14 protein-coding genes are annotated in these 15,231 nt (G+C 56.5%); 10 read left to right on the forward strand and 4 right to left on the reverse strand.

The window, feature by feature from the left end; all coding sequences use genetic code 11:
• Positions 1–46: 46 nt before the first annotated feature.
• Complete coding sequence (locus J2T60_RS11575) at positions 47–1,036, forward strand: alpha/beta hydrolase (protein WP_253450275.1); 990 nt, start codon at positions 47–49, stop codon at positions 1,034–1,036.
• A 36-nt stretch (positions 1,037–1,072) separates the two neighbouring features.
• Here J2T60_RS11575 and J2T60_RS11580 read toward each other — a convergent pair whose 3' ends face one another.
• From J2T60_RS11580 to J2T60_RS11590, 3 genes are all read right to left on the reverse strand, one after another.
• Positions 1,073–1,924 carry a hypothetical protein gene (locus J2T60_RS11580; RefSeq protein ID WP_253450278.1) on the reverse strand — a complete coding sequence of 284 codons (852 nt, stop codon included), beginning with the start codon at positions 1,922–1,924 and terminating at the stop codon, positions 1,073–1,075.
• A gap of 113 nt (positions 1,925–2,037) precedes the next feature.
• Positions 2,038–2,577: a response regulator transcription factor gene (locus J2T60_RS11585; protein ID WP_253450281.1), complete on the reverse strand. Its 540-nt coding sequence runs from the start codon at positions 2,575–2,577 to the stop codon at positions 2,038–2,040.
• Positions 2,570–3,832, reverse strand: a complete 1,263-nt coding sequence (locus tag J2T60_RS11590; RefSeq protein WP_253450284.1) for an ATP-binding protein — start codon at positions 3,830–3,832, stop codon at positions 2,570–2,572. Before J2T60_RS11590 ends, J2T60_RS11585 begins: the two co-directional genes overlap by 8 nt.
• A gap of 121 nt (positions 3,833–3,953) precedes the next feature.
• Between J2T60_RS11590 and J2T60_RS11595 the strand changes: the two genes are divergently transcribed.
• The 9 genes from J2T60_RS11595 to J2T60_RS11635 all read left to right on the forward strand — a co-directional run bounded on the left by J2T60_RS11595 (position 3,954) and on the right by J2T60_RS11635 (position 14,522).
• Positions 3,954–4,952 (forward strand): transporter, encoded by a 999-nt coding sequence (locus J2T60_RS11595; protein WP_253450287.1) that lies wholly within the window; start codon positions 3,954–3,956, stop codon positions 4,950–4,952.
• Between the two features lie 111 nt (positions 4,953–5,063).
• Positions 5,064–6,029 (forward strand): zinc-binding metallopeptidase family protein, encoded by a 966-nt coding sequence (locus J2T60_RS11600; RefSeq protein ID WP_253450291.1) that lies wholly within the window; start codon positions 5,064–5,066, stop codon positions 6,027–6,029.
• A gap of 247 nt (positions 6,030–6,276) precedes the next feature.
• Positions 6,277–8,076 (forward strand): bifunctional diguanylate cyclase/phosphodiesterase, encoded by a 1,800-nt coding sequence (locus J2T60_RS11605; protein WP_253450293.1) that lies wholly within the window; start codon positions 6,277–6,279, stop codon positions 8,074–8,076.
• Positions 8,077–8,355: 279 nt separating this feature from the next.
• Positions 8,356–9,528 carry an ATP-grasp domain-containing protein gene (locus J2T60_RS11610; protein ID WP_253450311.1) on the forward strand — a complete coding sequence of 391 codons (1,173 nt, stop codon included), beginning with the start codon at positions 8,356–8,358 and terminating at the stop codon, positions 9,526–9,528.
• 204 nt (positions 9,529–9,732) lie between these two features.
• Positions 9,733–11,244: a S10 family peptidase gene (locus J2T60_RS11615; RefSeq protein WP_445376054.1), complete on the forward strand. Its 1,512-nt coding sequence runs from the start codon at positions 9,733–9,735 to the stop codon at positions 11,242–11,244.
• Positions 11,245–11,345: 101 nt separating this feature from the next.
• The gene (locus tag J2T60_RS11620; RefSeq protein ID WP_253450317.1) at positions 11,346–11,774 is read left to right on the forward strand and encodes an N-acetyltransferase; all 429 of its coding nucleotides are present in this window, start codon (positions 11,346–11,348) and stop codon (positions 11,772–11,774) included.
• A 367-nt stretch (positions 11,775–12,141) separates the two neighbouring features.
• Positions 12,142–12,573 carry a DUF4168 domain-containing protein gene (locus tag J2T60_RS11625; RefSeq protein WP_253450319.1) on the forward strand — a complete coding sequence of 144 codons (432 nt, stop codon included), beginning with the start codon at positions 12,142–12,144 and terminating at the stop codon, positions 12,571–12,573.
• Positions 12,574–12,753: 180 nt separating this feature from the next.
• Positions 12,754–14,055 (forward strand): aq_1923 C-terminal domain, encoded by a 1,302-nt coding sequence (locus tag J2T60_RS11630; protein WP_253450322.1) that lies wholly within the window; start codon positions 12,754–12,756, stop codon positions 14,053–14,055.
• 53 nt (positions 14,056–14,108) lie between these two features.
• A complete protein-coding gene (locus tag J2T60_RS11635) occupies positions 14,109–14,522 on the forward strand; it encodes a hypothetical protein (RefSeq protein ID WP_253450323.1) in 414 nt (137 codons plus the stop codon).
• 110 nt (positions 14,523–14,632) lie between these two features.
• Here J2T60_RS11635 and bfr read toward each other — a convergent pair whose 3' ends face one another.
• Complete coding sequence (gene bfr / locus J2T60_RS11640; protein ID WP_253450326.1) at positions 14,633–15,112, reverse strand: bacterioferritin; 480 nt, start codon at positions 15,110–15,112, stop codon at positions 14,633–14,635.
• Positions 15,113–15,231 lie beyond the last annotated feature (119 nt).

Below are 15,231 nucleotides of genomic sequence, written 5' to 3' on the forward strand. Positions count from 1 at the left end.
CGGCCAGTACTTGTTGAGGCGCAGTTCAGCATGGAGGGGAAGGCGCATGTTTGATCACAACTATGTTGTCACCGTCATTAACACCTCAAAACGGAGCGGTAAAACCGAATTCGGGCGCAAGCCCGGGCCCACCAGGTTTTTGAAGGTGCCGGCGGATGAGGTGCAGTCTCCCAGCCACCAGATGCCAAAGGCGCAATGGGTGGATGAGGTGATTGCCAAGGCCACCACGGGCGAAGACCCCATGTCCGGCAACCCCACAGGTCACATCCTGCTTTTTATCCACGGCTACAACAATTCCCAAGAGGTGGTCATCCAGCGGCACCGCCGTTTGCAGGCGGATCTTCATGCTGAGGGCTTTCGGGGGCTGGTGGTAAGTTTTGACTGGCCCAGCGCGGAGAAGACCCTGCTCTACATGCGGGACCGGCGCTACGCCAAGCGGACCGCGGAACGTCTGACTGATGATTGCATCCGTTTGTTCTCCGCGTGCCAGGACCGGGGCTGCGATATCAGTGTCCATGTCCTGGGCCATTCCACCGGCGCACATGTGATTCGCCATGCCTTCGATGATGCCGACGAGTGCGAACCCATCAAGAACCGAGCCTGGAAAGTGGGCCAGATCGCTTTCATCGGGGGTGATGTCTCCAGTCGCTCCATGTCGGGAGATGATCCACGAGCCACCTCCATCTACCGCCATTGCTCACGGTTGACCAATTACCAGAGCGGCCACGATCGGGTCTTGAAGGTCTCCAACGCCAAGCGGGTGGGCCTGCGACCACGGGTTGGCCGGGTGGGTTTGCCGGACGATGCCCATGACAAAGCCGTCAATGTGGATTGCAGCGACTACTTCACCGGCCTCAATCCGGATGACCTGTCGGCCGGCGAGGATTTCTTCGGCAGCTTCCCCCATTCCTGGCATATTGGGAACCGCATGTTCGCCCGGGACCTGGCCTACACCTTGCAGGGCGATATCGACCGCTATTCCATCCCGACCCGCAAAAAACGGGATGGCCGACTCCGGCTCAAGCCTGAGGCGTAGTGCCATCCGTCCCTGTAGGGGGAGTATGGCGGGTATTTACGGAGTGTTACATTCGGAAACCATGGATTCAGCCAGTTCCAAGGCCTTCATTTCTTCAGAGGCGGTCAATACGTGGTCCGGGCTTCTGGCATATCTTGCCGGATTAGATTCACCCTGTTTGGAGGCTGCAGCATACCGATGCGTGAATGCTTCCATATGGCGTGCGGTGTCTGAGTCTACGCCGGGGTGATCAGAATATTCCATGCCCCGAACAAAGGGGTCATCCTCGGCAAAGCCTTCCCCCATGGTCTGCAGGGCCTCCACATGGCAACGGGCACGTAATTCCTCGGCGTAGCGTCGCTGCCGCTGGGCCATATCGCTGATGGTAGGCTCGTCTGAAACGGCCTCATAACCAGGGCCAATCGCCTGCGGAGAAAATGCCAGGGACACCATGGCTTCTTCCACACCGGCGTCTGCGGCTTCCCACTGCCAGCGATTGTACGATTTTGTCAGTGTGTCTTGATCCGCCAATTCGCTATTCCGGCATTGACCCTGGATCGCCTCAAAGCGATCGATCTCTTCCCTCAGTTCAATGCGTCGTTCCGGGTCTATAGCTTCCCCCAAGGCGTTTTGCCATATACGAATCCAGTGAATGCTGCCATTGCAGTACCGGGCAATCTGATGAAGTTCCCAGGCTGCCGTCCCGTCGCCAGCGTCAAAACGTTCCTTGAGCTGGTTCCTGTGTTGATCCAGGTCAATATCGGGATCGATCGCCAAGATGCTGTCCAGGTCTCTCGGGATATTGCTGGCTTGACCGGTCTCAAGCGGGGCGGACGAGTCGTCCCCGGCGTGATGAGCAGGCTTGTCCGCTTGAGTGGCTTGCTCTGGCTGAGCAAGTCTTGAATCCATTGAATCGTGCTCGTCGGGTGGCACCTTGGGTCCGCTGCCCATGAACCACCATATCAAGCCGGTGATCAGCGCAATCACAAGCACGGTTTTGATTGATGTTTTAATCATATCTATTACAAGCCGGTATTGTGTTTTTGAAGCTTTCTTTGCAGTGTACGCCGGTGCATGCCCAAGGCGCGGGCAGCCGCGGAGATGTTGCCGTTCTTGTCCCGCAGGACCCTTTGTATATGCTCCCATTCCAGTTGCCGGACGGACATGGCCTTGTCCACCTCGTCAGGCTCCGGGGTGATGGAAGTGCCCTCCAGGTGGAGCAGGATGGTTTCGGTATCGGCCGGTTTGGCCAGGTACTGGTCAGCGCCCAGCTTGACTGCTTCCACGGCCGTGGCAATAGAGGCATAGCCCGTCAGCATCAGTATACGGGTATGGGGGCAACGCTTACGCAGTCGGGGGATGAGCTGCAGGCCATCTTCATATTCGGCCAGTCTGAGGTCGACGATCATGCCCCAGGGGGATAGCGATGCCAGGGCATGCAGCGCCGCTTGGCCATCGGTTGCCGTATGAGCGGTAAAGCCCCGTTGCGTCAAGGCGCGGGCCAGAATACGACGAAATCGATCGTCATCATCAATGATGAGCAGCGTCCTGCTTTCAGTCATGGCGTGTTGCCTCCTGCGTGGGCAATTCCACCCGAGCAATGGTGCCGCCATTGGCGCGATCGCGGAGTGTCAGCCGTCCCCCGTGGCGCCGGATCACCGATTCGGCCAGAAACAAGCCCAGTCCCCTTGGCCGTTCCCGGTTGATAGGCTCCTCCCTCTTACCGGCCTGGGATCGGGTGCTGTTCTGGATCCCCTGGCCCCGGTCACAGACCCGCAGAACGGCCTGGTCCCGGGACCAGGCAAACTGGACTTCCACCGGCGCCTCCCCCCACTCAAAGGCGTTATGAACCAGGCTGGCCATGGCTTGCAGCAGTCCGGCATCCATCAGGATCCGTGGTGCTGGGGTCGGGCCCCGCTGGCGGATGTTGGGTGGTGTACCTCCCAGGTCCCGCCAATACTGTATCAAGCGAGGAAGCAATTGATCCGCCGTCAGGCTTTCTCCCCGGTCAGCCCGCGGGTTGCCGGTGGCTTCCAGGCTGCGTTCAATGACCCGCTGACAGCGATTGATCTCGTGGGAGAGATCTTCAATGCGTTCCTGCTCCAGGGATGTTTTTGCATCCCGTGCCAGTTCATCCGACAAAATCTTGAGGCTGGCCAGGGGTGTGGACAACTCATGCGCGGTGCCGGCAGCCATGGCGCCCAGGGCCAGCAGGCGTTTGTCTTCCAGGGCCTGTTTCTGCTGCTGGGCAAGGGCAAGTTCTCGCGCACGCAGGGTCTGGGAAAGCCGACCCCCGATACCGGCGATCAGCACGGCCGCTGCCACAAAACCCACCCACATGCCGGTCAGATGGATATTGAATCGATGATCCATTCCGTGCTCGAGACTGCCTGGCAGCGGCAAGTAAATGGCATACAGCAGGGAATATATGCCAATGGCCAGAATCGCCATTAGGATCGTGCCGGGCAGCGGGAGTCGAATGGTGGCCAATGCTACGGGGATGAGCAGCAGAAAACCCAATGGATTCTCATGGCCACCGCTCAAGGCCAGAACCAGGCCGACGCCCAGCAGGTCCAGGCCCAGCTGCACCGTCAGGCCAACGCTTCCCCGATGTCTGCGTCCCATCAGCAAGGTGATGCTGATCAGCGCGGGCCAAAGCAGACAGATGGCGAGCGCCAGGCTCGTGATGGGGATATCCAGCCACAAGCGCGCCGCCAATAGGGACAGAAAGAGGAGCCCAAAACTGCCTGCTCGAGCCAGCAGCAGGCCCCGTATTTCCTGTGCCACTGCTTGTGGCCTTTCGCTGCGATCGCTCATAGGATCTCATTATACGATGCCCCGCAAACAGTGGGGTGCGACATCATGTCGCATCCCCAATCCGCGATGATCTTTATAGAATCCCCTCCCGCGCCAATCAAGGACTTACAGAGGTGGATTAATGCGTCAAAGCCATGTAGCAAACGTGATTCTGGGTATTGCTCTTCTCATTTTGTCCGGCACGGTCAGTGCCCATTGGACCAGTGATCGACCCGATGGGCATGCGCCCATGGGTGTGATGGCCGACCATGTCCACAGCCGGGGAGAGTGGATGGTCGCCTTGCAACATAGCCGTATGAGTATGTCCGGCTTGCGGGATGGCAGTGATTGGGTCTCGCCCATGGCCGTCCAGGAGGATTACCACGCCGCGCCCCTGGGCATGGATATGGACATGTCCATGTTGATGCTCATGTATGCCCCCAGTGATCGGTTGACGCTCATGGGCATGTTGCACCACATGGACAGCAGCATGGAAAGCGCCATGCATGGCATGGGCAGTTCCATGGAAACCAGTGGTCTGGGCGACTCATTCCTGGGTGGTATCTACAAGGCCCTGGACGCCGACGGCCAACAGCTGCTGATTAATTTCGGCGTCAGTCTGCCCACCGGCAGTATCGACGAAGATGTACCCATGATGGGCATGGACATGCGCGCCGGCTATCCTATGCAACTCGGCTCGGGTACCTATGATCTCATGCCGGGTATGACCTGGCTGGGTCAGGGTGATCATTGGTCCTGGGGGGCACAGGCCATGGCCACCTTGCGTTTGGGCAGCAATGATGAGAGCTATACGTTGGGGGATGAGTTCAACTTGACCGCTTGGGCGGCGCGCCGCCTGACATCATGGCTAAGTCTTTCCGCTCGCCTGGAACAGACCCAATTCGGCAATGTGGATGGTGCCGATCCCGCCATGAATCCGGACATGAACCCGGCCGCCGATCCCCGCAATCAAGGCGGTGATCGAACCCAGCTGGGTGTCGGTGCCAATATCCAGTTCTCCGGTGCTCTCAGTGGCCATCGCCTGGGCCTGGAGTACATCGAGCCCATTCGGGAGCGATTGGATGGTCCCCAGATGTCCGTGGATAGCACCGTGGTCCTCGCCTGGGAGCTGGCCTGGTGACGGGCTGATTGCGGGGAAAGGAGTAAGCTTGACCCGTTCCCCGCACAAGCGGACGATGGATCGCCTACCGTTCGGGTATTGCCGATCACTCGCTTCCGAGGCCTTGCTCACATGCGCGTCTTTAATAATCCGGTAGGGTCCGGCTCGCTCTGGTTCGATAATCTCACCACGGCCGAGGGCACGCCCGTGGCCTATGATCCCCAGGCCCGGGCGTTCCTCCCCATGCCGCCCTTTTGTGCGAACCGGGAGCGGATTGGCTGCAACTGGATTGCGCCCAAGGAAGGGGCCTTTTGCCGGTCCTGTGCCATGACGGCGCTGGCGCCGGATCCTTCCATCCCGGGTGCCATACCCAACTGGGCCCAGACCGAGGCGGCCAAACGCTGGGTGCTGGACAACCTGGGCCGCTGGCACTGGTTCCGGCCGGAAGATCCGGGGGCACCGCCGGTGTTCCACCTGCTCGCCGAAGGCCCTACGCAGGTGCTCATGGGCCATGTGGAAGGGGTGGTGACCATCAGTGTGGCCGAGGCCGACCCGGTGGTACGGGTGACCCGCCGCCAAGCCCTGGATGAGCCTTACCGCACCATGATTGGTCATATGCGCCACGAGATTGCCCATATGCTCTGGTGGCGTCTGAGCCTACGGGAGGATTTCCTGGAGGCCTTCCGGGCCATGTTCGGAGATGAGCGGGCGGATTATCAGGCCGCCCTTCAGCGTCATTACCATGATGGCCCGCCCGCCGATTGGCGGGATCGCTTTCTGACGTCCTACGCCTCCTGCCATCCCCATGAAGACTGGGCGGAGACAGCCGCCCATCTATTGCATCTGACCGACATCACCGACAGCTGCGTGGCGTCCGGCTTGTCCTCTCCCGACCAGCCCACCCCGGGCTGGGACCCCTACGCGGAACCGGATACCGAGCGATTGCTTCATATCGCGGCTTCCCTGACGGTGCGGGTCAATCACGTCAACCGCTCCATGGGATTATCGGATCTTTATCCCTTCGTGCTGTCCGGCCCGGCCCGACGAAAACTTGCCTTCGTCCATGACTGGTTGCGGCGGGGGGCCCAGGGGCTCTGATACAAAATCTCTTGCGGCGTTATTCTGGACATGATTGTTCGAATTACTGTCTAGATCATTGAAAAAGAAAAGGAATAGCATTTCCCCTGGAGGCTGACCTTCCAGGGAAAGACCCTTATTTCGGGAACAAGATCCAATTATTGAGTGTCGCGACTTGTGGAAGGGGGTAGTTCTTCTACACTGAATTTGTGTGCTTACTGTTGAGTCATGTACAAAATTCGTAACGATCCTATGTATTGGGGGTGGTATGCCTGCTTCTCAGCTGCATTCCTACAAAGAACAAGACCGACTTGCGGCCCTGCATTCCCTTAACTTGCTTGAACCCGAGCAGGATGACCGCTTTGACGTTTACCCACGAATTCTATCCAAGGCCATGCGGGCACCCATTGCCTTTGTCGGCTTTATGGATGCAGACCGGCAGGTACTGACCTCTTGTCTAGGCCTTGGTTCTCGCGAAACGCCTCGTGAAGAGACCTTTTGCACCCATGTGTTGGACGAAGGGTTCATGGTTATTCCCGACGCCACCCAGGATTCCGTGTTTGCCAATAAACCGGCGGTTGTTGGAGACGAGCACATCCGTTTCTATGCCGGCTCGGTGATCAAGGATCCCAATGGCTACCCGGTCGGTACGCTTTGCGCGCTTGATCGCGAGCCTCGTGGAATCAGCAAGGATGAGGAAGCGCTCCTGCGTGATCTGACCGAGCTTTTGGAGGCAGATCTATTCTGGCAGAAAAAGCTGAAATCGGCGAAGCAAGATCTGCTTGAAAATACCTTTCATGACCCGGTTACCGGGATGGCAAGAGACGCTCTCTGTCACAAGAGCATTTCATCGCTGGTCGAGGACGCCAAGGATTCTGGCTCACGCGTGGCTGTTGCAACCGTTCACTTTCCACGCTATGACGAATTGGTGGGAACCTATGGACAGGAAATCGCTGACAGTGCCGCCCGTGAGCTCGCACAAAGGGCACGTGAGGTGACCAGCCCCGACGGTGTTTTGGCCCGACCGGAGTCTGATCGTTTCGTGCTTGCTCAACCTGGTCTGGCAACGCCGGAAACAGGGGTTGACTGGGCCTACAGATTGCACAATTCCATCAGTGCCCCGGTTCATGTAGAAGATGGACGTAGGGACGTTAAGGCGTCCATGGGAATTGCCATTGCGCCAGACGATGGCCAGGACAGTGAGCAGCTGCTCCGCTGTGCGCGCCTGGCCATGCGGATACGGTCGGGGCCCGGTCTTCAGTTCTATGCGGCCCAATCGGACAAACATATTCGGCGCCGGGACCGGGTAAGCAGGCACCGCGCCACGGCACTGGAAGACGATCTGTTGGAGTTACATTACCAGCCCATTTACGATGGCAAGACTGGGCGCGTGGTGACTTTTGAGGCATTGGCCCGTTGGAATGATGCCGAGTTGGGTTTTATTAGCCCGGGTGAATTTATTCCGCTGGCTGAAAAAGACAGCACGTTGAGCAGGGTGCTCACGCGCTGGGTTTTGGAAAGGGCTATTAAAGATGCAGAGTACTGGAACCGGAATGCGGATGAGCCGGTGAAGGTTAATGTGAATATCGCGGGGCCAGAGTTCTGCCAAGATGATTTTCTTCAATTGGTGGAAAACGCTTTGCGATTTTCCCATTTGAATCGTGAATTCTTGGTTTTGGAAATAACCGAGGAAACAATTATTGAGGATATTGACGGCGCCATTGAGTCAATAGGGAAATTGCGCGCGGCCGGAATCAACGTGGTGCTTGATGACTTTGGTACTGGCTATTCCTCACTAAACTACCTCCGAAAACTCCCCCTTGACGGGCTGAAGATTGACCGTTCCTTTGTGGAGGACTTGCCAGAAGATCGTGCCTCTAGTGATGTTGCAGCTGCAATCGCCGGTATTGGTAAGGCACTGGATATGCGTGTGGTTGCCGAGGGCGTCGAGACCGAAGCTCAGAAGGCACTTCTCTGTGATCTGGGCTGTGATAGTCTGCAGGGGTTTCTGTTTAGCAAGGCAGTACCGGTAAGCCAAGTCAGCAGCCTTTTTAAGTCGACATGGTGATTGCATCTCGTATGAATTAAACAATAGCAACCTTGGCGCGACAAAGGAACGCTGCAGGGCGAAGCCCAGTAATAACATCAGCTTGGTAAGCCCCCCACCCATGGTGGTAGTATCCGCTTGAGGATCTCAGAGCTGTATCAATGCATGTCCCTCCCGCCCGCGGCACCCACCCCATGATAAAAGCCGAACTGATTCCACGATTTGGCCAGGCGGTGGTGGTGCGCGACCCCGGAAACGGCTCCGTTCTTACTTGAACTAACCAATCATTGGAAGGATCCCATGTTTCTTGTTGATGAACCGTATGTCTCCGATTTTTTAAAGCAGACCCTGCATGATTATTCCCTGCCTGTGGTGGATACACCTGTCGCTCGGGAGCTGGCACTGACACCCGGTACGCCCATGATTAGCGAAGCGCAAGCTGCGGCCATGATGGCCGAGTCCGACACGCCCAGTGTCTGTACCACCTCGGAGAATGCTTTCGCCTGGATAGCCCGCCAGTCAGGCTTTTCCGATCTGTCCCGGAAGGTCGACTGTTTCAAAAACAAGGCCGCTTTTCGTCGCTTGACCCAGCCCCTGCTGCCGGACTTCGCCTTTGCCGAGATTCGAACCGATGATCTTGCTGCCTTTCCGATTGAAACCATGCCACTGCCCTGCATCATCAAGCCGACGGTGGGCTTTTTCAGCCTGGGAGTGCATAAGGTCGCATCCGTAGCCCAGTGGCCGGATACTGTGGGCAAGATCTTGTCAGAGATCGAGCATATTCATCATCTCTACCCCACCGAAGTGGTGAATCTTGAGTCCTTTCTGTTGGAGGAGTGTATCGAGGGGGAGGAGTTTGCCGTTGATGCCTATTTCAACGAGCAGGGCGAGCCAGTGATTCTGGGGATTTGGCAACATCGATTTTCCTCTGATGAGGATGTGGGTGATCGGGTCTATTCCACCTCGAAAGCATTGATGGAGACCCATCTACAAGACTTCGAAGCCTTTGTAGGTGAGATTGGTCGCTTGGCCGGGATTAGGGACTTCCCTCTTCACATTGAACTGAGGCGAACTCCGGACGGGGCCTTGAGATCCATTGAGGTCAACCCTCTGCGCTTTGGAGGCTGGTGTACCACCGCCGATGGTACCTACAAGGCCTATGGCCTGAATCCTTATGTGGCCTACCACAATCAGCAACGTCCCAATTGGGATGCCTTGCTGAAAGACCAGGATGGTAAGGTCTACAGCCTTGTGGTGCTGGACAATTTAAGCGGCATTCGCGGCAAGGATATCGCGGCCTTCGACTACGAGAAATTGCTCGACCTGTTCGACAAGCCGCTGGAACTGAGAAAAGTGGATTTCCGTCAATTTCCGGTATTCGGTTTCCTGTTCGTCGAGACGACGGACTGGTATGCCCATGAGCTGGAAACTATCCTGCATTCCAGCCTGAGGGAGTTCATTCAGCGCCGATAATGTCACGGCCTTATTGTTAAAGCACTCCCTTGTCACGGGCAAGATTCACTGCCCAGTAAACGGACACGCTTGAATCGATCAATATGTGTCCCATGATTTTGATTATTCTTTGGATTGGCTGGGAACTCTCAGTAATATGTTCGGTCTTGGCTTGAAGTAGCTTAATCCCCCGATCCGCTCTCTTTAGTCCCTGGAGACAGTGAAATGCGAATGGCTCAACCGATGATCTCTGCACTTTTTCTCGCCATGATGGTCTCGACCGCAACGGCCAGCGAACGCAGTATTGCGGTCGATGATGCCGTGGTGACCGAGCATGCCGTGCGAATCGGCGGTGAGCGGGTGCGCTATTCGGCCACCACCGGGACCCAGCCGACCTGGGATGAGGACGGCAATCCGGATGCCACGCTTTTCTATACTTATTATCAACGCACCGACGTGCGGGACCAGGATGAGCGGCCGCTGCTGATTTCCTTCAATGGTGGGCCGGGTTCGGCGTCGGTGTGGATGCATGTGGCCTATACCGGGCCGCGCGTACTGGAGATCGATGACGAGGGTTATCCGGTGCAGCCCTATGGGGTGAAAGACAATCCCTATTCCGTGCTGGATGTGGCCGATATCGTCTTCGTCAATCCGGTCAATACCGGCTACTCCCGGGTGGTGCCTGATGAAGACGGCGAGAAGCTGAGTCGAGAGGAGCAGAAAGAGCGATTCTTTGGGGTTAATGCCGATATCGAGTATCTGGCCGAGTGGATCAATACCTTCGTGACCCGCAAGGAGCGCTGGAGTTCACCCAAGTACCTGATTGGTGAAAGCTACGGCACCACCCGCGTGGCGGGCTTGGCCCTGGAGCTTCAAAACAGTCAGTGGATGTATCTCAATGGGGTGATTCTGGTTTCACCCACCGACATGGGCATCGATCGGGACGGTCCGGTCAAGGCCGCCAACCGGCTTCCCTATTTTGCCGCCACCGCCTGGTATCACGAGATGCTGGATGATGATCTCCAGGAACAGGATCTCTATGAGCTCCTGCCCGAGGTGGAAGACTTTACCCTCAATGAGTACCTGCCGGCCCTGGCTCAGGGAGCCTATCTGGATGAGGATAAGCGCCAGGAGATTGCCGAGCAAGTGGCGCGTTATTCCGGCCTGTCCATCGACAGCGTACTGGGCAGCAACCTGGACATCGATACGGCCTTTTTCTGGAAGGATCTGCTGCGCGAGGAAGGACGGACTTTGGGGCGGCTGGATTCCCGCTATCTGGGCATTGACCGTAAGCGAGTGGGTGATCGGCCGGATTATTGGGCCGAGCTGACCGCCTGGCTGCATGCCTTTACCCCGGCGATTAACCACTACATTCGCAGCGAACTCGAATACGAAACGGACATCAAGTACAACGTGTTCGGGCCCGTCCATCCTTGGGACCGGCAGAACAACGAGACCGGTGAGAATCTGCGCCAGGCCATGGCCCAGAACCCCTATCTCAATGTCTTGTTCCAGGCCGGCTACTATGATGGCGCCACCAACTACTTCGATGCCAAGTACAGCATGTGGCAGCTGGACCCCAGTGGCGAGATGAAAGACCGCCTGGACTTCAAGGGTTACCGCAGTGGCCACATGATGTATCTGCGCTACGAAGACCTGCGCAAGTCAAATGAGGATCTACGCGAGTTCATCCTGGAAGCCATTCCGGAAGAAGGCGAGCCGGCCCGTTACGATTAATCAGCCCTGTCGCGTTGACGCATCTGTTCAATACGTGATGGCTCGCTGCAGCGTATGTTCCAGGCCTGATGTCATGTATCCAATTGTAACAGGAGTTGCTCATGATCCGACGCGTTAATCCAGGCGACATGGACTCAATCATCGATATTTGGCTGCAGGCGTCAATTGCCGCGCATGATTTTATTGATGCCGAATTCTGGCGGTCGAAGACCGAAGCCATGCGTGAAGTATATATTCCCGGTTCCGAGACGTATGTCTACGATGACGGTCAATCGGTCAAGGGGTTTTTCTCCTTATATGGAAACCAGCTTGCCGCCTTGTTCGTGGCCCCCGCCTGTCAAGGCCAAGGCATGGGCCGCGTTCTGCTAGAGCGAGCCAAGCAACTACGCCGAGAGCTCACCATCGATGTCTACAAGGAAAACCGGAAGACAATCGAATTTTATAAGCGCTCTGGATTCGAGGCGGTGACGGAGAAAGTCTGCGAACACACTGGGCATTGGGAGCTAGTGATGAAGCGTCGGCAACGTTAATGTTAACCCTGCTATACGCCAAGCGGTTACTGTCCCTTAAGGTCCGACCAAGCGGGTGTTCAGGGTGAGAAACCGCACCTACTGCGCCGGGCCTTCCGGCCGGGCGCAGTAGGTCATGGCACTTGCCGGAAACCGCCGTGCCAGCAATGGCGAATGTTACCCGAATGGACGGTTAATCGGGAAACATGTCATAAAATTTGACAGTGGTTAAGCCCGTTTCGCGCACCAGGGTATGCGCTACAAGCCCGGCAAGTCCCGGAAAGTGCGCCTTCACGAGGCTTGGCAGCAAGTGGTGATCACTGGCATGGAGGTTGCATTTTCTCCGTTGCGGCTCAAGATCTGACGTGCAAGCAGCGAGGAGGTCATTATGACGATCCGCAAAACCCTTTCCATCGCAATCGGTGCCAGCTTTCTGGCAAGCCCACTGGTGATTGCTCAACCTCAGCAGGAGCAACCACAACAACAGCCTCAGGAGCAGGAAGCTCAGCCCATGGAGCAGCAGCAAGAGGCCCAGGATATTTCTGATGAGCAAATCGAGCAGTTTGTGGAGGCCTATGCTGAAGCCAAGGAAGCCCGCGAGGAATATACCGAGAGGGCCCGTGAGGCAGACGAACCACAGGAAGCACAACAGCTTCGCCAGCGTGCTAATGAGGCCGAGACGGAGGCGATTCGGGATGCAGGCATGGATGTGGATGAGTATCGCGACGTCGAGATTGCCATGCAGACCGACCCGGACATTCGTGAAGAGGTCCATGAACGACTGGAGGACAAGGGCGTAGAGGTGGCAACCCGCCGGTGACGGCCGGATTGTTCAATCTGACAGTAACCCTTGATACAAGGCCCCGCTTCGGCGGGGCCTTTTTATTTCGCCAAATTCGGCATCCTGAAACGGATGCCGTACCTACCTTGCCTTCTTCTCCCAGCATCGATAGAGTGCCCACAAAATGGGGATTTATAACCCTGCCGGGAGGGGGAGCAGGTGCGAAAACTTGTCTATGGTCTCATCGCTGTGCTGGTCGCGGCCGGCGCCTCTTACTATTACCAGGTCCACCAGATCAATCGTGCGGTGGATGATATTGGCCGCCAGCTTGCGCCGTTTGGCCGCCTGGAGCATGGCGGCGCCAGTTTTTCCCTTTCGGGTGAAGCCCGTATCAACCGTCTGCGCTTCTTTCCCCATGAAAGCCATGAGGATATTGCTGTCCGCCGGGCTGCCATCCGGACCGGCGGGCTGTTCAATCTGATGCAGATCAACCAGACCCTGCAGGAAGGCCGACTTCCCTCGGAGCTCGGTGTTTCTCTTCGTGGTGCGCGGCTTCCTTTCGATAGCTTCATGTTTGAGTCAATGGAGGAAGGGGGCCTTGGCATGGGACTGCCATTCGAAGCGGCTGGCTGCGGTGATCGCCTGGTTTTCAGTAGCCGAGATATGACCCGAATGGGTTTCTTTACCTTCACGGGCTTCATTGATATGGGGTATGAGACAACGGGTAATATTGATGCGATCAATTGGTCACTGGATGCCGTCGCGGAAGGGATCAGTCGAACGTATTTCAGTGCCAGTATGGAAATGGACGCCCATTCCGATCATCTTCAGGACTTGTATATGGCAGCAACTTCCATGTATATCGGCTCGGTCAACATGGAGTATGAAGATCTCGGCTATTATGAGCGAGTCATGGAGTTTTGCGCCGATGAAATGGATATGCCGCTGGACGAATACATTGATCATCATGTGGAGCAGTGGCAGTTACGTTGGCTGGAGGAAGGCTTGGTGGCCGGTCCGGATATGGTGGCCGCCTACAGAGAATTCCTTGACGATCCCGGCATGTTGAGTGCTCAGATTATCCCCACGGGTGATGTGTTCAGCCTCTTCGCGCAAGGCGTTTCTCTCTCTCGTCTGCTGAGAAATCTCAATATTAGCGTTTCCATTGAAGGGCAAGATCTGGGCCGCCTCGACCTGCGGACAGCAAGCCGTGAAGAGCAGGAAGCGTTGACCGGTGCCAGGCGGTCCTGGACCAGAAGCGATGACGGTGATTCTGCCTCCACGGAGGATGATGAAACTGGCCAGCTTGTCCAACCTGGCTGGAAGACGGTATCTATCGATGATATTGCCCAACATCGAGATGCTTCGGTGAGGATCACGCTTCAGGATGGGCGGGAGAGAGAGGGCCGCTTGAAAGAAGTCGAGGGGGGACAACTTATTATCGAGCGCCGTATGCGGGGTGGGTATATGGAAGTGCCTGTCCGACATTCCGATATCGAGGATATACAGGTTTGGTACTAGATGCCTTCGGCGAAATGATGCGCCTGCTAATGATTTAATGGAGGTGGCCAGGGATGTTTGCCGAAGTGCTGTTTCTCGGAATAGCCTGTTTGCTTGGTTATCCGGTGGGTTATTGGCTTTATCTCCATATTCCAAGCTTGCCCAAGTCGGACAGCTATCTCACTGCGCTGCTGTGTTTCGCGCTGACTGTCTTTCTCCTGGGATTGAGCTTTCTGGGGAGTGACTTCGGAATGCCCATTGTTACCCCCTTGCAGAACGGGGAAGCGGCAAGCCCTCTGTCCGTATTTGTTTTTTGTCTAGCGTTCTGTTCCGTCACCGCTCAGCTGACCATGATTCGGCTGAAGCGGCTTGGCATTGAAAAAAAGCCCGAGCAAACCCCCGAACCTGAGCCGCAATGGCTGGTAGTCGAGCGTGAACGCATGGCAAGGCATTCCAGGCGAGAAGGTCATTCTGATTCGAATCACTGAAACTGGTCTCGGCAGAGTACCTGTTCGATGAATCAGCCAAAAAGAACCAGCCCCGGCACAGGCGGGGGCTGGCTTGGCTGTTTTAGCTATGGAAAGCCTTTATCAAGGCCTTATTCGGCTTTTGCCCGGGCCTGGTTTTGATTGTAGTTTTCCAGGCCCATTTTCTCGATCAGCTCCAGCTCCGTCTCAAGGAAATCATAGTGTCCCTCTTCATCGGCGATCAAGCCGGTAAAGAGATCCCGGGAAGCGTAATCCTGAACCTTTTCACAGTGGGCCGCCGCTTCACGGTAAAGCTTGATGGCACTGTCTTCGGCCTTGAGGTCATTTTCCAGAATTTGCTTTACATCCCGCCCGATAAGCATTTCATCCAACCGTTGCATCTCCGGATGACCTTCCAGGAATAGAATGCGCTTGATCAGGGTCTCGGCGTGGTGCATCTCGTCCTTTGCGTGGGCAAAGCCGATGCTGTAGAGCCGCTCCAGGCCCCAATCCTCCAGTAGATGGGCATGCAACACGTATTGGTTGATGGCGGTCAGTTCGCTGCGTAGAGCACGATTCAGGTAGTCCAGTACACCGCTGTCACCTTTCATGGGGCCTCCTTGGGTGTGGGCATCAGACTTGTCATGACTTCATGTTACGCCCGGCTGTCTCCCCAGCCAAGGGGTGTCAGCTGAGCCCCTATCGCACAGGCCGGTACCTGTCCGAAAAA

Source organism: Natronospira proteinivora, assembly GCF_024170465.1.
GTDB lineage: Bacteria > Pseudomonadota > Gammaproteobacteria > Natronospirales > Natronospiraceae > Natronospira > Natronospira proteinivora.